Annotated in this window: 21 protein-coding genes; 6 read left to right on the forward strand and 15 right to left on the reverse strand. The window is 43.9% G+C overall.

What is annotated here, in order from left to right; genetic code table 11:
* Window positions 1–20: 20 nt before the first annotated feature.
* From E2B99_RS05580 to E2B99_RS05615, 8 genes are all read right to left on the reverse strand, one after another.
* The gene (locus E2B99_RS05580) at window positions 21–920 is read right to left on the reverse strand and encodes a hydrogen peroxide-inducible genes activator (protein WP_134243966.1); all 900 of its coding nucleotides are present in this window, start codon (window positions 918–920) and stop codon (window positions 21–23) included.
* A gap of 5 nt (window positions 921–925) precedes the next feature.
* Window positions 926–1,885 carry an alpha/beta fold hydrolase gene (locus E2B99_RS05585; RefSeq protein WP_166738995.1) on the reverse strand — a complete coding sequence of 320 codons (960 nt, stop codon included), beginning with the start codon at window positions 1,883–1,885 and terminating at the stop codon, window positions 926–928.
* Between the two features lie 136 nt (window positions 1,886–2,021).
* Window positions 2,022–2,552 (reverse strand): O-acetyl-ADP-ribose deacetylase, encoded by a 531-nt coding sequence (locus tag E2B99_RS05590; RefSeq protein WP_134243967.1) that lies wholly within the window; start codon window positions 2,550–2,552, stop codon window positions 2,022–2,024.
* 112 nt (window positions 2,553–2,664) lie between these two features.
* Window positions 2,665–3,846 carry an NAD(P)/FAD-dependent oxidoreductase gene (locus tag E2B99_RS05595; protein WP_134243968.1) on the reverse strand — a complete coding sequence of 394 codons (1,182 nt, stop codon included), beginning with the start codon at window positions 3,844–3,846 and terminating at the stop codon, window positions 2,665–2,667.
* 120 nt (window positions 3,847–3,966) lie between these two features.
* Window positions 3,967–4,131, reverse strand: coding sequence for a rubredoxin RubA (rubA, locus tag E2B99_RS05600; protein WP_026470888.1), 165 nt, complete (start codon window positions 4,129–4,131; stop codon window positions 3,967–3,969).
* A gap of 150 nt (window positions 4,132–4,281) precedes the next feature.
* Complete coding sequence (locus tag E2B99_RS05605) at window positions 4,282–4,773, reverse strand: rubrerythrin family protein (RefSeq protein ID WP_134243969.1); 492 nt, start codon at window positions 4,771–4,773, stop codon at window positions 4,282–4,284.
* Between the two features lie 258 nt (window positions 4,774–5,031).
* A complete protein-coding gene (locus E2B99_RS05610) occupies window positions 5,032–5,484 on the reverse strand; it encodes a MaoC family dehydratase (protein ID WP_205669640.1) in 453 nt (150 codons plus the stop codon).
* Window positions 5,485–5,762: 278 nt separating this feature from the next.
* The gene (locus E2B99_RS05615) at window positions 5,763–6,926 is read right to left on the reverse strand and encodes a zinc-dependent alcohol dehydrogenase (protein WP_134243970.1); all 1,164 of its coding nucleotides are present in this window, start codon (window positions 6,924–6,926) and stop codon (window positions 5,763–5,765) included.
* Window positions 6,927–7,250: 324 nt separating this feature from the next.
* Here E2B99_RS05615 and lysS point away from each other — a divergent pair, with 324 nt between their 5' ends.
* Window positions 7,251–8,804, forward strand: a complete 1,554-nt coding sequence (gene lysS, locus E2B99_RS05620; protein ID WP_134243971.1) for a lysine--tRNA ligase — start codon at window positions 7,251–7,253, stop codon at window positions 8,802–8,804.
* A gap of 88 nt (window positions 8,805–8,892) precedes the next feature.
* Here lysS and E2B99_RS05625 read toward each other — a convergent pair whose 3' ends face one another.
* On the reverse strand, window positions 8,893–9,864 hold the full coding sequence (locus E2B99_RS05625) for a hypothetical protein (RefSeq protein WP_134243972.1): 972 nt from the start codon (window positions 9,862–9,864) through the stop codon (window positions 8,893–8,895).
* A gap of 113 nt (window positions 9,865–9,977) precedes the next feature.
* On the opposite strand from E2B99_RS05625, the gene E2B99_RS05630 reads away from it, so the two are divergent.
* A protein-coding gene (locus tag E2B99_RS05630) for an IS3 family transposase (protein ID WP_134243973.1) occupies window positions 9,978–11,143 on the forward strand; the annotation gives its coding sequence in 2 pieces (ribosomal slippage) (window positions 9,978–10,236 and window positions 10,236–11,143; 1,167 coding nt in all).
* A 299-nt stretch (window positions 11,144–11,442) separates the two neighbouring features.
* Here the strand turns inward: E2B99_RS05630 and E2B99_RS05635 are convergent.
* Window positions 11,443–12,057 (reverse strand): deoxynucleoside kinase, encoded by a 615-nt coding sequence (locus E2B99_RS05635; protein WP_134243974.1) that lies wholly within the window; start codon window positions 12,055–12,057, stop codon window positions 11,443–11,445.
* 72 nt (window positions 12,058–12,129) lie between these two features.
* Window positions 12,130–13,191: a 23S rRNA (cytidine(2498)-2'-O)-methyltransferase RlmM gene (gene rlmM / locus E2B99_RS05640; RefSeq protein WP_134243975.1), complete on the reverse strand. Its 1,062-nt coding sequence runs from the start codon at window positions 13,189–13,191 to the stop codon at window positions 12,130–12,132.
* Window positions 13,192–13,468: 277 nt separating this feature from the next.
* Between rlmM and E2B99_RS05645 the strand changes: the two genes are divergently transcribed.
* The 4 genes from E2B99_RS05645 (at window position 13,469) to E2B99_RS05660 (ending at window position 15,584) form a co-directional block, all read left to right on the forward strand.
* Window positions 13,469–14,161, forward strand: coding sequence for a superoxide dismutase (locus E2B99_RS05645; RefSeq protein ID WP_134243976.1), 693 nt, complete (start codon window positions 13,469–13,471; stop codon window positions 14,159–14,161).
* Between the two features lie 98 nt (window positions 14,162–14,259).
* Window positions 14,260–14,724 (forward strand): tRNA (cytidine(34)-2'-O)-methyltransferase, encoded by a 465-nt coding sequence (locus tag E2B99_RS05650; protein WP_134243977.1) that lies wholly within the window; start codon window positions 14,260–14,262, stop codon window positions 14,722–14,724.
* 4 nt (window positions 14,725–14,728) lie between these two features.
* Window positions 14,729–15,193 carry a thiol-disulfide oxidoreductase DCC family protein gene (locus E2B99_RS05655; protein ID WP_134243978.1) on the forward strand — a complete coding sequence of 155 codons (465 nt, stop codon included), beginning with the start codon at window positions 14,729–14,731 and terminating at the stop codon, window positions 15,191–15,193.
* Window positions 15,183–15,584 carry a DoxX-like family protein gene (locus tag E2B99_RS05660; protein WP_134243979.1) on the forward strand — a complete coding sequence of 134 codons (402 nt, stop codon included), beginning with the start codon at window positions 15,183–15,185 and terminating at the stop codon, window positions 15,582–15,584. The genes E2B99_RS05655 and E2B99_RS05660 overlap by 11 nt, the downstream gene beginning before the upstream one ends.
* Window positions 15,585–15,660: 76 nt before the next feature.
* Here the strand turns inward: E2B99_RS05660 and E2B99_RS05665 are convergent, their stop codons facing one another.
* The 4 genes from E2B99_RS05665 to E2B99_RS05680 form a co-directional block, all read right to left on the reverse strand.
* Window positions 15,661–16,848 (reverse strand): iron-containing alcohol dehydrogenase, encoded by a 1,188-nt coding sequence (locus E2B99_RS05665; RefSeq protein WP_134243980.1) that lies wholly within the window; start codon window positions 16,846–16,848, stop codon window positions 15,661–15,663.
* A 2-nt stretch (window positions 16,849–16,850) separates the two neighbouring features.
* A complete protein-coding gene (locus E2B99_RS05670; protein ID WP_430981446.1) occupies window positions 16,851–17,381 on the reverse strand; it encodes a hypothetical protein in 531 nt (176 codons plus the stop codon).
* Between the two features lie 93 nt (window positions 17,382–17,474).
* Window positions 17,475–18,125: a lipoyl(octanoyl) transferase LipB gene (gene lipB / locus E2B99_RS05675; RefSeq protein ID WP_134243981.1), complete on the reverse strand. Its 651-nt coding sequence runs from the start codon at window positions 18,123–18,125 to the stop codon at window positions 17,475–17,477.
* The gene (locus E2B99_RS05680; RefSeq protein ID WP_134243982.1) at window positions 18,118–18,378 is read right to left on the reverse strand and encodes a hypothetical protein; all 261 of its coding nucleotides are present in this window, start codon (window positions 18,376–18,378) and stop codon (window positions 18,118–18,120) included. Before E2B99_RS05680 ends, lipB begins: the two co-directional genes overlap by 8 nt.
* Window positions 18,379–18,531 lie beyond the last annotated feature (153 nt).

Genomic DNA, 18,531 nt, shown 5'->3' on the forward strand with positions numbered 1-18,531 from the left:
TTTTTTAATATGACGCAGGTTTAAAAATTAATAATTGGCTCAAGCAGCTTTGCCAGTTGGGCAAATTCGGCATGCAATGGTGTGCTTTTTCGGGTCAGTAATGCCAGTGTGCGCTGAGGAGCCTGATCAATGGACTTAACCTTGAGCTGGGGCTGGCCATTTAAAATCCCGGAATTAATGGCAATGGCGGGGAGCAGGGTAAAACCAAGCCGGGCCTGTACCATTTGAATCAGGGTTGGCAAGCTACTGGCGGACAGGCTACTGGTTTGTTTTAAGTCACTAATGGAACAGGCACTTAACGTATGTTCACGCAGGCAATGGCCTTCTTCCAGCAACAATAGCCGCGATAAATCCAGATCAGCCATGCTGCGCGCATGGGCACAGGTAGTGTCCTGTTCATGGTAAACAAGGCACAGGGGTTCATCACGCAGTTCCTGTACCATCAGGTTATGCGTATCAAATGGCAGCGCCAGCAAGACAATATCCAGTGTGCCATGTTCGAGTCGTTCCACAGCCTGACCACTTTGCGCTTCATGCAAAAACAGTTGCAGCTTAGGCATGTGTTGTCCAATGGATTGCAACAATGGCGTGAGCACAAACGGCGCAATAGTGGGAATCACACCCAGATGCAGCTCTCCGGTAAAGGGTTCGCTCATCTCCCGGCTCAGGCGCATTAAGTCCTGTGCATCGGCTAGCAGGAAACGTGCACGGCGTACCACTTCCTCGCCCAGTGGCGTCAGCCGTACATTTTGGCGGTCACGCTCAACCAGTACTCCGCCCAGTAGCCGCTCCAGCTCCATGATGCCACCAGACAGGGTAGACTGAGTGACAAAAGAGCGCCGGGCTGCCTCGGTAAAGTGCAGGGTTTCAGATAAAGTTACCAGATAGGAGAGTTGTCGCAGGGAAGGAAGGGCTGCCATCGTATTTACTTCACATGAGCCTGAATATGCTGGCTAAACAGTTCCACCAGCTGCGGTACAAAATATTTGGGAATGTCATGGCCCATACCGTCAATGAGCTGGAACTTGGCATTTTTAATGGATTTTGCCACAGCACGGCCGTGTGATGGCGGTAACAAACGATCCTTGCTGCCATGCACCACCAGCGTAGGCTGCTTGATTTCACGGTCAATCTTGCTGAGCGAACCAGTGCACAAAATTGCCAGAAACTGCTGCATTACGCCAGCCGGATGAAAACTGCGACGATACAGTTTGCGGGCAGTTTCACGCGCTTCATCCAGATTAAAGTGGCCAGGAGAACCAATGGTGCTAAACAAACGCATGGAATGTGCCACCATGCCTTCTTCATCAGTAGACTTGGGACGGCCCATCAGACTCAGGAACTGCTTGGGAAAAGGTGGTGGCAGGAACGCGCGGTTGTTACTGGTAAACAGCAAGTTCAGGGTTTGGACTTTTTGTGGATATTTGGCAGCCAGAATCTGTGCAATCATGCCACCCATGGACGCACCAATCACATGCGCTTTTTCAATGTGCAATGCATTCATCAGACGGCTGGTATCATCAGCCATGTCATACAGGGTATAAGGTGCGCCTTCATTGGGCAGGCCAAGCGTAAAACGGCCCATCAGTTTGAGGCTATTTAAGCGCGGGCCTTTATGGCGAATCTTGCTGGACAGGCCAATATCACGGTTATCAAAACGGATCACACGGTAACCATGCTTGATGAGCGCTTCACAAAAATAATCTGGCCAGATGAGCATTTGAGCGCCAAGGCCCATAATCAACAGGATGGTTTCCTGTTGCGGATTATTATTTTCAATGCCGCCAATTTCAAAATGCAACTGGATATTGTTGCCAATATCAATTTTACTTTCCTGCATTAAGTCGCAGTATTGAGAAGGTTGTAAACTGCTGAGGGCATTCATGGATTAACCTGCTGTGCTTATTGGTGATCACGCTTCATTAATGACAATAAGAATTGTCAAATTGCAGCTATCATAAATCATTTCATGAATTTTTAGCACAAATTATTGCCAATTTTTAGTGTTTTATTGGAAAAACCTATCTATTCAATAAGTCCTGATAGAGGTCATAATTTTCGTGGTCATGACATATAAACATAACCTGCTGTAAATATTGGCATTGTGGTAAGTGATCGCGTATAGCCTGTATGGCAATCTGGACAGCGCGTGCCTTTGGAAATCCATACACACCCGTACTGATATTGGGGAATGCAATACTGCTCAACTGGTGTAGCTCGGCTAGTTTGATACTTTGTTGATAACAGGAAGCCAATAGCTGGTCTTCACCATGCGTACCGCCTTGCCATACCGGGCCTACGGTATGAATGACAAATTGCGCTGGAAGCCTGCCTGCTGTGGTGATGACTGCTTTACCTGTAGGACAGCCGCCCTGACGTGCCCTTATTTTTTTACATTCTTCCAGAATCGCCCGGCCGCCAGCACGATGAATCGCCCCATCCACACCACCACCGCCGAGCAGCGAATTGTTGGCCGCATTTACAATGGCATCTACGGTAACTCGGGTGATATCACCCTGAACCAGTTTAAATTTTCCAGAAAAATCCGTCATGTCAAACCTATAAAATAAGGCAGTTAAACCTGCCTTATTTTAAAACGCGAATGCTTAAAATCCATACTGCTGATTTGTTGGCTTAGCTGAGCTGGAAAGACTATTTTTCAGCTTAGGCGCTAGCGGCTGGCAACAGGTCTGGCACCAGTTTGGTCAAAGTCATGCGTTGCTTGCCTGCGGTGGCACCCAGCAATACAAAGCCACGTAATGTGCCTTCATTATCAACGGCCTTGGCCAGCATGCCATCTTCAAACTGTTCGGTTTGCCATTCTACTTGCACATCAGCAGGCGTAGGCAATACCGTCAGTGGGGCAGCCGGGGTTTTTACGGCAACGGGCATAGCTGGATAATGCACGGCTGTGGAAGTGCCTGACAGTGTTTTGGCCAGTGCGCGTGCCTGTTGCATGATTGGCATGACAAAGGGCAGCAAATGCCCGGCCACTTCAGCACAATCACCAATGGCATAAATATCCGGCTGGCTGGTTTCAAGCCACGCATCAACTTCAATACCGCGGCTGGTTTGGATATTGGCAGCTTGTGCTAGCTCCAGATTGGGACGCAGGCCAATTGCTGACAGCACAATATCAACGATCAGTGTATTGCCGTTGGTCAGGCTCACTTCATAATCCTGACCCGCGCGATTGATGCGTTGCACCGTGGTATTCAAGGCAAACTGCACACCAATATGTTCCAGTCCGGCCTGAAATGCCTGTGCCGTATCAGCAGGTAGTAGACGGCCTAATGGCTGAGGTGCAATATCAACTACAGTAACATCATGGCCCGTGGCTTTGAGGTCATTGGCGAATTCACAGCCAATTAGGCCAGCGCCCAGCAACAGCACACGCTTGTCTGTACGCAGGGACAGGGTATCGCGGAAAGTGCGGTAGTCAGCCAGTGAATTCACCACATGAATGTCTTCAGCGCCATCGCCTTCAATGGGCAACCGGATAGGATTGGCACCTACTGCCAGAATCAGTTTGCTATAGGCCTGTGTAGTCTGTTCGCCATTTTGGTGTTTTAGTTGCAGCGTATGATTTTCACAATCCACATGGCTTACGATAGTGTGGGGCAAGATATTGATATTTAGCTGCGCACTCATTTTGGCAGAATCACCAAGACCAATCTGATCCGGGTGCTTGTTGCCAACCAGCGCATTGGACAGGGTGGGTTTTGCATAATTTACCGCGTCATCAGCACTAATCATAACCACAGGCGTGGTGGTATCAAGCTTACGGAACTCACGCGCCAGGGTATAGCCAGCCATGCCAGAACCAATGATGACAATCGGGTTCATCTGCAATTCTCCATCAGAAACGTCAAAAATTAATATCAAAAATTTGAATGAAAATACACATTCATGAAAACAAAAAAAGCCATGCAGATGAGGAGCTACATGGCTTAAAGCAAAACAGTCTTAGATTTCAATCATCTCAAAATCCATTTTGGACACGCCACAGTCAGGGCAGGTCCAGTCATCAGGGATATCGTCCCATTTGGTGCCTGGTGCAATGCCATCCTGTGGCCAGCCTTCTGCTTCATCGTAAATCCAGCCACATACGATACATTGATACTTCTTCATCATCATCTCCAAAACTGTCCTGCCCATGGGAAAATGCCTAGGGCAACATGTCTGAATTGTGCCACTGCACAGGACAATTTGTAACGCCAAAAATCCAAAAAAACCGTGCAAAACCCCAAAAAAGAGTTATTGCTCTAAATTTGCCACACGTTAACCATCTGCACGCAATTTGTCGAGTGCATTTTGATAGTGATTGGCATGACGTTTTTCGACAGTGGTTAGTGCAGCAAAGCGTTTGGCTGCCTTTTCCAGCACGGCCTTAAACTGCTCGGCATGCACGCGCGATTCCTCAATCTGCTCATCATATTCATTCACGGCTGCCTGATTGCCTTCTTCAACTGCCAGATGGCGAAACTTGGGATACATTTCAGTGTATTCGTAGGTTTCACCTTCAATGGCAATTTCCAGCGCACGGGCAGGCGTCATTTTGGCTTTGGGATACAGTAAATCCAGATGACCAAAAGCGTGCATCACTTCCTGATTGGCGGTTTCTTCAAAAATGCGCGCGGTGTCGTCATCACCCATTTCGCGGGCCAGCTTGGCAAAGTAGCGATACTTGATGTGCGCCATTGCTTCACCGGCAAAGGCAGCTTCCAGATTCTCGATGGTGACCGACGCTGGTTTTATCTCTGAATTGTGCATGATTACCCTCATAAAAAATGCAGACTGTTATTACAAAGTGCTTAAGTGACTGGCAACCTCAATAACGCGAGCTGCTTAAGTGATAAAGCCAGTATCAGGTAAAATGGTTTAGATGTAAAAACGATTGTTTTTATAAAAATGATTGGTTTTTTAGATTTTAAAATAAAGCCGGTCATTGGCTAAAGCTACTTTGTCTTATACAAGCGGTAATCAGACAAAGTAGTTTTAATAATTAACGAATCACTATTGAGAGCACTCTCAAGCCACAGCAGGTTTTTTAAACACCACTACCTTGGTGGTTGTATCTTGCACCACCTGATCATGCTGGTTTTTGGTCAGGCTGTGATAGGTAACGATGCCCATATTGGGCTTACTTTGGGAAACTTTAATATCCACAATTTCGGCTTCAACACGCAAGGTATCACCGGGGCGGGTGGGCGTGGGCCATTTTAAATGGCAATCAATACCAATCAGGCCATTGGCAACATGCAGGGTTTCAGTCCATAGCTTCATGGTAATGGACGCGGTTTGCCAGCCACTGGCAGCCAGCCCATTAAACAAAGTGTCCTTGGCAAGCTCATCATCCAGATGAAACGGCTGAGGATCATACTCACTGGCAAATTCCAGTAGCTGGTCTTTTTCCAGTGTATAACTTGGGCTGGTGAAGCGGTCACCAATGGTTAAATCATCCAGATACAATGGAGCAGTCATGCAGCTCATCCTCATATTTTTATCGAAAATTAATTATTTAATGATTCATTAATGTTGTCCATGCATAAAGCTTTACCCTTTAGTCGAAAAATAAAACCTCTGCGAACCTTTGCTTGATGAAACATGCATAAAAAAATAGTCATCCTAAAATGGCTCTAGGATGACTATGTGAGTAAAACAATAAGAAAAAATATTAGCAATAAAGCTGCGAGAACTAAGGCTTAATTCCAGCAGCCTGATTTTAATAGCTTGTTTCCACTAAATAGCATGGAAAATAATTAAGGCGTCAGGATTACTTTCCGACACTCGTCCTCACGGCCATCAAAAATGCGATAGCCTTCAGCAGCGTCTTCCAGCTTCATACGATGGGAAATAATAATCTCAGGATTTAAGTCCCCATTTTCAACATGCTGTAACAGCTCAGGCAGGAAGCGATGCACATGAGTTTGACCCATTTTAAAGGTAAGGCCCTTATCAAAGGCATCACCAAACAGGAAACCATGAATTGGTCCGGCATATACACCCGGCACGCTCACCACACCACCACGACGTACCGCTGCAATACACTGACGCAATGCTGCACCACTGGAGCCTTCAATTTTCAGGTTGGTAAGCACAGTTTCAATCATGCTGCCTTTGGCTTCAAAACCTACCGCATCAATCACGGCATCTACACCACGCTGGCCTGCCGTTTGACTGATAATAAATTCAGCAGCATCCACCTTGTCAAAATTAACGGGAATGACGCCATAAGTTTCTTGGGCATAACGCAGGCGATAATCGTTGTGGTCTGCCATAAAAATTTGTTCTGCACCCTGTAAGCGGGCACAGGCTGCAGCCATTAGACCAACCGGGCCTGCCCCATAAATGGCTAGACTTGAGCCTTTTTTAACCTGCGCATTCACCACGGCCTGCCAGCCTGTGGGCAGAATGTCTGTCAGGAACAATACTTTTTCATCAGGCAACGAGCCCGGTACTTTAAACGGTCCTACATTGCCTTTCGGTACGCGAACATATTCGGCCTGACCACCGGGCACACCACCATATAAATGACTAAACCCAAACAGGGCAGCACCGGGAGGAATTTGTTTTTTGTTTAAAATAGCGCCACGGCCAGTATTGGTATTTTCACAGGCTGCAGTCAGCTCGTGTTCACAGAAAAAACAATGTCCACAGGCAATCACAAATGGAATAATCACACGGTCACCTTTTTGAACTTCAGTGACGGCTGGCCCAACTTCTTCCACAATGCCCATAAATTCATGGCCAAAAATATCGCCGTCCATGGTGGCAGGAATTTTGCCACGATAAAGGTGCAAATCAGAACCACAAATTGCAGTGGCGGTAACCCGAAGGATAACGTCATCAGGTTCCTGAATTACTGGATCGGGTACAGTTTCAACTCGAACATCTCTGGCACCATGGTAGGTCAATGCGCGCATTATTTTATCCTCAAATATTAGAATGAAAGCTAGGACTATCGGCCTTAAAACGTTTAGTTATACTGCCAGTGGCTTGTAGGCATTCCCGAGTTGATTTGGTATTAAAAACAATGACGGCGTGTTAATTAGATAATAGTTATAAGAGAATAAGGTTAAAAATTGTACACATACGAAGAGATAAAAAATAATACACACCATGATGGCACATTTGTATTTAAAACCCTCTCGCGAATAGATGAGCGGGCATGGTTCGCGTTGGTGTCAAAATATGGGTTTTCTGCTATGATTGCTGCCTTATTTTTTCCTAACGCTTAGAGGCAGATAATGGCGCAGTCAGGTCAGCACAATTCAGGCCAAGCCACGTCGGATCAAGTTCCGAACGATCAACAAATTTCTGAAAACGACTTAATTGCGCAGCGTCATGCCAAGCTAAATGCCATTGTAGAAAAGGCCAAGCAAACAGGCAGCAATGCATGGCCAAATCACTTTAAACGTGATCATTATGCGGGTGACTTGCAGGAACAATACAAGGACAGCAGCAAGGAAGATCTGGCAGCGACTGCAATTTCAGTCACTGTAGCAGGCCGCCTGATGCTAAACCGTGGCTCGTTCATGGTGTTGCAGGACATGACAGGCCGCATCCAGTTGTACGTAAATCGCAAAGTGTTGTCTGCTGATGAACTGGAACTGATCAAGCAGCTTGACCTTGGCGATATTATTGCAGCCAAAGGCACACTGGCCCGCTCAGGCAAGGGCGATTTGTATGTGGACTTGACCAGTATTGAACTGCTCACCAAATCCTTACGTCCATTGCCTGACAAGTTTCATGGCTTAAGCGATACCGAAGCCAAATACCGCAAGCGTTACCTTGATTTAATCACCAATGAAGACACCCGCCGAACCTTTGAAATCCGTGCCAAAGTGATTGCAGGTATCCGTGAATACCTAATTGGCGAACGCTTTATGGAAGTGGAAACGCCCATGATGCATGTGATTCCGGGTGGCGCAGCAGCGCGTCCGTTTGTGACTCATCACAATGCGCTGGACATGGAGCTGTATTTACGCATTGCACCTGAGCTGTATTTAAAGCGTCTGGTGGTTGGCGGTTTTGAACGGGTATTTGAGATTAACCGCAATTTCCGTAATGAAGGCGTGTCTACCCGGCATAATCCTGAATTTACCATGATTGAGTTTTATCAGGCCTATGCTGATTACAAAGACCTGATGCAGCTCACTGAGAACATGCTGGAAAAACTGGCACTGGACATTCTGGGCAGCACCGATGTGCCGTATCAAGGTGAAGTATTTAGCTTTAAAGGGCCTTATAAAAAGATTTCCATAGTGAATGCCATTCTAGAAAACAACCCTGAACTAACTCGCGACCAGGTCAATGACCGCGAGTTTCTGGCTGGCTTTGTGCAAAATACCTTAAAAGAGCAGGTAAAACCTGGCTTTGGTCTGGGCAAGCTGCAAACCATTGTGTTTGAAGAAACTGTGGAAACCAAGCTGCGCCAACCCACGTTTATTACTGAATATCCGGCAGAAACCTCACCGCTGGCCCGTCGTAGCGATACTAACCCGCATGTGACTGACCGCTTTGAATTCTTTATTGGTGGCCGTGAGCTGGCCAATGGCTTTAGCGAGTTAAATGATCCGATTGATCAGGCCGAACGCTTTCAGGCTCAGGTGGCTGAAAAAGACGCCGGTGATGATGAAGCCATGCATTATGATGCTGATTTTATTGAAGCACTGGAATATGGCTTGCCACCAACCGCAGGTCAGGGCATTGGCATTGACCGTTTGGTAATGCTGTTTGCTGATGCGGCCAGTATCCGTGATGTGATTTTGTTCCCACATATGCGCAGAAAAGACGTTTAATTTAAGCTAATTGAAAAATCCCGCCAAATGGTGGGATTTTTTTAATCTATTTATATAAATCTTCTTCAATATTAGAAAAGTTTAATGACTAATCCGGTTCTTTGATAAAAAGTGCAATACCAATAATAGCCAGCAGTCCTGTCTGCATAAAAACATTCTTATTCAGGCCCTCATAATATTGCTGTGAGAAAAATAAAATAATGATAAAACCAATACCGTAAATTATTTTATAAAGGCTATTAGCAAATATATAGAAAACACCCGAAAATGCAATAATAAGAGACCCTACTACCATGTAATTAAGATCCCAGATAAGAGTATGAAGGCTTGCAAATAATGTAAGAAAACCACCAGTTACCAATGCCTGTGGACTGCTGAACCCCTTTAAAGAATAATAATTATAAATGATCAGACATGGTAACAAGATCAATAGCAATTTAAAGTAAATCTGATATTTTGAAGTTAAAAAGAAACTTATTTTCTTCAGTGTAATCGGATGATCATTAATAGTAAGACGCATCCAGCGAAGCTGATAATGATCTTGAAGAAATGTATTTACTATTATGGCTAAATTTCGTGGACTATCGACTTCATAAACGTTTGGCTTGGTATAGCCATAAAATATTGAGGTGTTGCCAGAATGGTTTGGCTCATAAAATGTATGATCATTATTGAAAGTTGCAACATTATAAATTTCATGATGATCATATGAGTTTTTTAAGGCCAGCCGTTCAATAGGACAGTGCAAATATTTGGATAACGGTATACAAACCGGTAAACTGTAGATCTCAGACTGTCCTGAACCGTAGGATTCTTTACCTGCATAATCAATATAAACATAGAGTTTATTGGTAGGACTTTGATAATTAATCGTCGGCGATACCCAGCTATTTTCACCTAAAACTTTGGTCATCTCTGTAGCATTTAAAGAAACCTCAATCGGTTTATCATGTGAACCTGTGAGCGGAATCATCCATTGTTTATCAGCTGCAATAGGTTTTGTAGATTCAATGTCATATAAAATAGGAGGAGTCTGATAGTATTTTTCCGCATCACTCAATGGTTTGCCCGAAAAAAGAAGGAACATAATCCCAAAAAAAGCTATAGTGATGTGTGCTGAAAAAACAGGAGGGTTTAACTTGGTAAACTATACATACTCATTAGGAGTTTACCATGAGCAAGAAACACAAGACTTACACCGCAGAATTTAAAGCTGAAGCCATAAAAGCCATTGAAGAGAACCAAGGCAATGTCTCGGAATCCGCTAGACAACTTGGCATTTCAATGCAAACCCTTTCGAACTGGAATAACAAAGCAAAGGCTGGAACTTTAGCAGGCACAAAACAGTATTCACCTGATCTAAACGCTCTACTCGAAGAAAATAAAAAACTCAAACAACAGCTCAAAATAGCTGAAATGGAACGTGAATTTTTAAAAAAGGCAGCAGCGTACTTTGCCAAAGAAAGTCAGTAAGGTACGCCTATATGAAACAAAAAAGATATTCTTTTCCAATTACCTTAATGGCTCGATTACTTCATGTTTCAGTTTCATGTTTTTATGATTGGCTCAAGAGAGGCGTGAGCAAAAGAACGATTCAACGAAATCAACAGACGATATTGGTGAAAATAGCCCATGAGGAGACAAGGCAGAGCTATGGTTATATTCGATTAACCAAATACTTACAAGCTCAGGGTATAAAAATGAGTATGTACGCTGTACGTCAGATAAAAGCGCTGAACCACCTGTATTGTAAGCGACACAAGCGTTTTAAAAGGACTACGAATAGTGACCATAATCGAGCGATCTATGAAAACCTGCTGGAGCAACAATTCTCAATGACTAGACCAAATCAAGCATGGTCAAGTGATATTACGTACATATGGACTGTTGAAGGATGGCTGTACTTAGCAGCGGTAAAAGACCTTTACACGAAGCAAGTGGTTGGCTATAGCTTAAATGAGCGCATGACAGCACAGCTTGTTTGTAATGCGCTAAATATGGCTATTCACAATCAAAAACCAACCAAAGAACTGATTGTGCATTCAGACAGAGGAAGTCAATATTGCAGCCATGAATATCGAAATATACTTGAGCAATATGGTTTTCAAGGTTCAATGAGCAAGCGCGGAGACTGTTACGATAATGCACCGATTGAAAGCTTTTGGGGAATACTGAAAAATGAGTTAGTGCATCATTACAACTATCAAACCAGAGAAGAAGCCAAAGCAGATATTATAAAATACATTGAATTATTTTATAATCATCGAAGAATTCAAAAGGGTTTGGGTTTTAAGACACCAAATCAAATGGCCGAAGACTTTTATAAGTTGGCTGCCTAGAATCTCCCAAGGGAAAGTCTCCTGATAATTCAGCGTATATCATAGCTATAATTATTCCTAACAGGAGTGGAGTATTCCTTGTACGAAATTTCTCAAAATCCTCTTTAAGATTAAAGCCCTTAATCATAATATCCCTTAATATAAAAATTTATTAATTTTGGCTGTAGACGACTAAACATAAATAGAAATTTTCTATTCCCAATTAAGAAAAAATTGCAGTTATTTTTTATATTGGCAGATGATTATAATCATCATTAAATAAGTTTCGATTAAAGATAAAGATCAAATAAAATCGAGAGCTAGGTGTTTATGAAATCAACTTGCTTTTTAAGCAACTGTAATTGATCATAATCACTAGGATATTTCGATGAGTAAATGCTATTGGCAAGTTGTATTGGATCATTTGCAATCATAACTTCTGCAATTCCGTCATAAATTTCATTCATTGATGCAAAATATGCCAATTGAGGTCTTATTAACTTCAGATGTAATTCAAAATTGCTTCTTGATCGACTGGTATCTTTGTTTTTTCTGTTTCTTAATTCGTTCTCAGCTATAGTTAAAATAAAATATTTATCGGGAAATTTAATTTTTTGGTCTTTGAGAGCTATTGCATAAAAATCAATGACTGAATTTATATCTTGAAACCCTAAGTCGCTAAAAATCCAGTTATACCATAAAGGCTGAAAGGGGTCGCCATCCAAAACTGCAATACCACCAGCAGCAGAGATTTGTTTGGCCATTGCCCAGCGCTCTAGTTGTTTTTCCAGATACCGTTCGGAATCTTTATTTGAATATCTTTGAAATAGTTCATTAACTTCAGAAATTCGTTTGCACCCGTACATTCTCTCAAGAGCTTTAGAGATCGTCGTTTTTCCAACGCTACTTGCTCCTTCAAGACATATAATTGACACTCGTTATTACCCATAAATAACCAAGGAATATTATGTTTCACTACTAACCCATAATATTCCTTAAAATTAAATTTACTTCACTACCAAAAAACCAGTCACTTCTTCGCGGTCATGGTACAGATGACGAAATTGTAGCCGCTCAATTTTTTTACCTGATGGTTTTAAAGTTTCCTCAATAATTTCACGGCAGTATTCCAGTTCATCCAGACGATCTTTAACCGCCATCTTGAGTTGAAATATAGCACGCTGTGCATCACCAGCCGCCAGCCAGTCTGCAATAAGCTGAGTCACCCGCACCGGTTTTTCGGGTAGATCACACACCAGCCAGTGTACTGGACGGGGCGGACGATAAACAAAACCGTCAGCCTTGACATGTTCAACTTGACCGCTATCCAGCAGGCGCTCATTAAGCGTCCCATTATCCACGGCAATGACTTGTAAACCATGTTTAACCAGCTGATAAGTCCAGCCACCGGGACTGGCCCCCAGGTCTACTGCGGTTAAGCCTTCACGTAGCCATTCAGCCTGTTCTTCCTTATCCATAAAATAGGCAAAGGCTTCGGCCAGTTTTAGTGTAGAGCGACCTGGGGCATCCTGTAGCATTTTCAGGCGCGGAATACCCATTGGCCATTTCAGGGTTTCGCCGGCTTCGCTCACCCCAAGCCAGGCTGCTGTTCCATCAATAAATACCAGATGGGCACGCTGCTTGGCGTCACGGTTTAATATATTGGCTTTACCAGCGGCAGACAGCAGTGGTTTTTGCAGGCGGTGAAACAAATCGGCCATGCTGTTGCCATCATTGGTATCCGGGTTATCCAGATAAATGGCGCTGTAGGTCTGACCTTCCAGGGCACTTAAAATAGGGCTAATCCGGTCTTTATTGTCAAAATAAACTGGTGTTTTACTAATCAGTTTTATTACCTGACGTGCAAAAATAAGCTCGGAGGTTTTGGGAAACTGCTTGCTTTGCCCAAACCAGATCACCTGACCGCTTAGTTTTTCAAATTTGACATAACCATCGGCACCACGCTCACCAAACCAGCGTTCAAGCTCGCTACTGCACTCGCGCTCAAAGCCAATGCGGCACAGAGCCAGTATGCCAACAATGGGCGGATTTTTAGGAGAATGTGACATAACCGTTTAGCAACACAAAAAGAGTCGGCATATTATAGGCGGCTTTTGCAATGGATAGGTCTTTTAGCCCGTTTAATTTTTAAATAGTACAGTTGCTATAAAACCGTCTTAATAACAATCAATTCATTTACCTTTTTTAAGTTTATTTTAAGAAAATAGAAAATATGTGCTTATTTTTGCTGAAATTTTACTTAAAGCTTACAGCAAGCCTACATCGAATTGAGAATCGTTTGCTAATTTTAAGCCTGACTAATAAAGCGCTGTTAAGGAGCAGGCCATGTCGGCTTATTTACGTTGTTTGGGTATTTCTACACTCATTGTGTCCAGTTTAGGCGTGGCCAGTGCTGCTTTCGCCGAGTTTAAGCAGACAGCCTTACCGTATGCCTATGGTGCGCTGGAACCCTCTATTGACAAGCAAACCATGGAAATTCACTATGGCAAGCACCACAAGAGCTATGTGGATAATCTAAATAAGGAAATCAAGAATTACCCTGCACTGGATAAAATGAGCATTGAACAGGTACAGGCGCAAATTTCCAAATACAATACTGCGGTGCGCAATAATGCTGGCGGTCACTATAACCACAGCTTTTTCTGGGAAAGCTTAAGTCCGAAAGCCAAGGCCGGTAAACCCAGCGAGGCGTTGCTTAAACAAATCAATGCTGACTTTGGCTCGCTGGACGCCTTTGAGCAAAAATTTAATGAGGCCGCAACCAGCCGTTTTGGTTCTGGCTGGGCATGGCTGGTGCTGACACCTGATCATAAACTGGCTGTGACTTCGACCCCCAATCAGGACAATCCATTGATGGATATTGCCGAAACCAAAGGCCAGCCATTATTGGGTCTGGATGTTTGGGAACATGCCTATTATCTGAAATATCAAAACAAGCGTGCTGATTATACCAAGGCATTCTGGAATGTGGTGAACTGGAACAAGGTCAACCAGCGCTTTGAAGCAGCAATGAAATAGGGATAAATTATTGTGAAAGCTAAGGCTTAAAACAGCTTTTAGCTTTTGAAACAAAACCAGCTAAAATATGGCTGGTTTTTTATTGAATTGGTTTTGCTGTGATTCATATTATTTTATTTGAGCCGGAAATTCCCAGTAATACCGGCAATATTATTCGCCTGTGCGCCAATACAGGTGCCAAGCTGCACCTGATTGAGCCATTGGGCTTTGAGCTGGAAGATAAAAAACTAAAACGGGCAGGGTTGGATTATCATGAGTGGGCAGAGCTTAAAATCTGGCCATCCTTGCAGCCTTGTCTTGATGAGCTAAAAACACGGGGTATTGAAGCTGTTTTTCCAATGACCACCAAGGGCCAGCATTCGCCGTTTGACCGTAACCTTAACCGTGATGTGGCTTTTTTGTTTGGGCCAGAAACCCGGGGCTTGCCAGAAGAAGTGCGCGTGAGTTTTCCGTTTGAGCATTGGTTGCGCTTGCCGATGCAGCCTGAATCGCGTAGTCTGAATTTGTCCAATTCGGTGGCAGTAATGATCTATGAAGCATGGCGACAACAGGGTTTTAAGTAATCCAATGATCAATTGGCAGTTTCATTACATCACACAGCCTGTGCTACCAGACTTTATTCAGCCTGATAATAAAATTGTCATGTTTGATGCGGTGTGCAAGCTATGTACAGGCTGGAGCCGGTTTTTAATCCGGCACGATACACTGGAAAAGTTCAAATTATGCAGTGTACAGTCGCCGCAGGGTCAGGCGATTTTAACCTCGCTTGGTATGCCGACGGATCACTTTGACACCATGCTACTGATTGAAGGCCATCAGGTGTATGAACGCAGTGATGCCTTGTTGCGTATCATGCAGCAATTACCGTTTCCATTTACTATGCTGGCAGCAGGGCGTGTTATTCCTAGAGCATGGCGAGACTGGGCCTATGACCATGTGGCAACCCGGCGCTATAAACTGTTTGGGCAACATCCACAGTGTATGGTGCCAACTGCAGAAATCCGTAAACGGTTTTTAGATCATGCAATCTAGTACTTTGGCTCGTTTGGGCTTGAGTTTTTTATTTATTTATCAGGGACTGGTGCCCAAGCTCATCTTTTTGGATAAAACCGAGCTATATATCAATCAGCAGCATTTAGAGCTGCTGCCCATCCAGAATTTACTTACACCAGAACTTATGGCACAACTGGCAGGAATAAGCGAAATCCTGCTTGGCATACTAATTATAAGTTTTCCGAGAAAAAACTGGCCGGTCTGGCTGGCTTTTATTGCTTTGGCTGTGCTGCTACTGGATATTATGGTGGTAGTACCAGAATTATTAAGCGGCGCATTTAATCCGGTTATTAGTAATATTGTTGGGATGCTGCTGGCATGGATTGCACTTAAACCCAGAACTGATCCCTGGCATATCAAGCTAAATTAAGCAAAAAAGTCTGGCACCATTAATAAAAAAATCCTGCACTAAGCAGGATTTTTCTTGACCGTAACGCTAATGCAATTTAAGCCCAGGCTTTTTGCAAAATAGCCTTTAGGTCAGCTCTTGAGGCTTCACGCGGATTAAAGATGATTGAACCGTCATCCAGTGCCTTGGCAGCAATTTCATCCAGTTGCGCTTCAGTGACCTTGCCGGTTTCTTTTAGAGTACGTGGCAATTTGGTACGCTCAAATAACACATCACGTACTTCACGAATATGCTGAATGGCCCTGGAAGCACGCTGGCTGGCTGGTGTGCTGGCGTAAACTTCCGGCCCAGCCAGTGGCAGTAGCAACTCGGCAATTTTGTCACCATTGACAGACTGGTTGTATTCCAGCACATAGGGCATAAACAGGTTCATGCACAAGCCGTGTGGCAAATGGGCAACAGCACCAGTGGCATGACCCAGTGAATGTACCAGACCCACCATTGCATTGGAGAACGCAATTCCTGCCATGGTAGACGCCTGAGCCAGTTCCAGACGGGCATCAGTGTTGGACGGCTCATCCAGCACCTTAATCAAATTGGCACTGATTTTCTTGATGGCGGAAAACGCATAGGCATCACTGATTGGGTTGGAACCCAGACAGGTATAAGCTTCCATGGCATGCGTCATAGCATCCATAGCCGTCATGGCAGTAATGTGTGGCGGCAGGGTTGCGGTCATGCGCGGATCTAAAATGGCCGCATGTGGCATCAGGAAGTAAGAGGCAAATGCCAGCTTCACGTTCTTTTCAATATCAGATACTACTGCAACCGCCGTCACTTCAGAGCCTGTGCCTGCTGTCGTTGGCACCACAAAAAATGGCTTTAACGGACGTGGCAGGTTATGCGCACCCGAGTATTTGAGCAGGTCATCACCGCCTTCAGACACCAGAATATTCACGCCTTTAGAGGTATCAATGACTGAACCACCGCCTACGGCAATAATGGCATCACAATTGTTCTGGCGGTACAGTTCAGCCGCTGTGCGTACTGTTTGCAAGCTGCTATCGGGTGGCACATCATCAAAAATTACCGCAATACTGCTGTCAGTGCTTTCAAAAGCGGCCTGAATAGGTTCCAGCAAATTGTTGCTGCGCACGCCCTTGTCAGTAATGATCATGGCGCGCTTGGCACCCAGGGTTGCCAGTTCAAAAGGAATATGCTCCAGTGCTGCACTCCCTGCAATGACTTTTACTGGGCAAAAGAATTCATAATACGGCTTGGCCATAATTAGCTCCGTTTAATATAGGTTTGAGCAACTTTAAGATAAATGCGTGAAGCAAGGTTTAATTTTTGCGTGAAGCTCAGGTCTTCCGGGTATTGCTTAACCGCCAGTTTTGCAACCATTTTTGGCAGAATTAACGCTTCCATCTTGTTCAGGCAGCGCACCAGACGAATGGCATAGGACAAATCACCATCGGCTACCATGCGGTCATTGGCAAATGCCCGTGCTGTACCTTCCTGAAAACTAAATACCAGAAATGCATGGGAGATATGCTTGAAGGTCACTGTCAAATCAGGTTTGCCGCCAAAATTTTTAAGCAGCGCCAGTGAACCATCAGGCTGGCTTTGTGCCGTAAAATCAGGGCCATTTGGAAACACCGTCATTCTTACAATAAAACCAGCCGGGAATCCTTTCGTTTCATTATGAATCTCAGGGTCAACCTGACTTGCTGAGGTAAGGCCACGACCGATGACGTCCATCATCAGGGCGACATAGGCACGCTGTGCTGCCGGAAGAAGTTTATTGGTTGGTTTCACTACGCATTCTCTATCATCAATAGTTAAGTGAAATGGCTAAAACTTATCTTTAGAGTATTTACTCTAATTTTCATCCCTACAATAACAGATTGTTTAGACAAGTCCAGTCTTAATACTGGAAAATATATGCTGTTTTTCGATTAAATACTGTATTTGAAGGCAGATTTGCTCAAAATTTGGTGGACTCTCCAGTACATCACTCAATCTGATCATTTGCAGGCCAGCATAGCCGCATGGGTTAATCCGGGAAAATCCGTCCAGGCTGCAATCTATATTCAAAGATAAGCCGTGATAGCTGCAACCCTTGCGAATCTTGAATCCCAGCGAGGCAATTTTCTGCTCATTAATATAAACACCCGGCGCATCTTTTTTGGCATAGGCAGTTAAGCCATAGTGTTTGAGCAGATTAATCATTAGCTGTTCAGTAAAATTCACCAGATCGCGCACATTCCATTTGAGCCGATTAAGGTCAAACATCAGATAACCCACCAGTTGACCCTTGCCATGCCAAGTGACTTGTCCACCCCGGTCTGTTTGCACAATCGGCAAGTCTGGCGAGGGGAACAATATATGCTCCGGTTTACCCGCCTGACCTTGGGTGAGTACATCATCATGCTGTAATAACCACAGTTGGTCAGCGTCTTCTTCAGTGCGGCTTTCCGTAAACTGCTTCATGGCCAAAAAGGTAGGCTCGTAATGTTGCAGGTCAGAAAATTGTGTAATGAGGAGAGTAGGCTTATTCATTAGTCAATTTATTATTTTCAAATGTTATAGATTCTAAAATCTGAGGAATTTCATTCAATTGATCAGTAGATTGCGTAATGATAGAAATTATTTTCCAATCATTTATTTTTCCTGTTGATGCAAAAACTTTATAGGGGTTGTTAAGCCCATAATAGAGAGTTCCCTGTTTTAAAGTATATTCTGGGAAATGTCGTGTTTTGTCTTGAATTAGTGATGAAGGATAAGGAGAGTTTCTAGTAATTTCCTGAAACATTTTTAATAACAACTGATCTAGATTTATGATGTGTGCTGAGAAAACAGGAGGTTTTAACTTGGTAAACTATAGACACTCATCAGGAGTTTACCATGAGCAAGAAACAGAAGACTTACACCGCAGAATTTAAAGTTGAAGCAATAAAATTGATTG

Source organism: Alkanindiges illinoisensis, assembly GCF_004377485.1.
Taxonomy (GTDB): domain Bacteria; phylum Pseudomonadota; class Gammaproteobacteria; order Pseudomonadales; family Moraxellaceae; genus Alkanindiges; species Alkanindiges illinoisensis_A.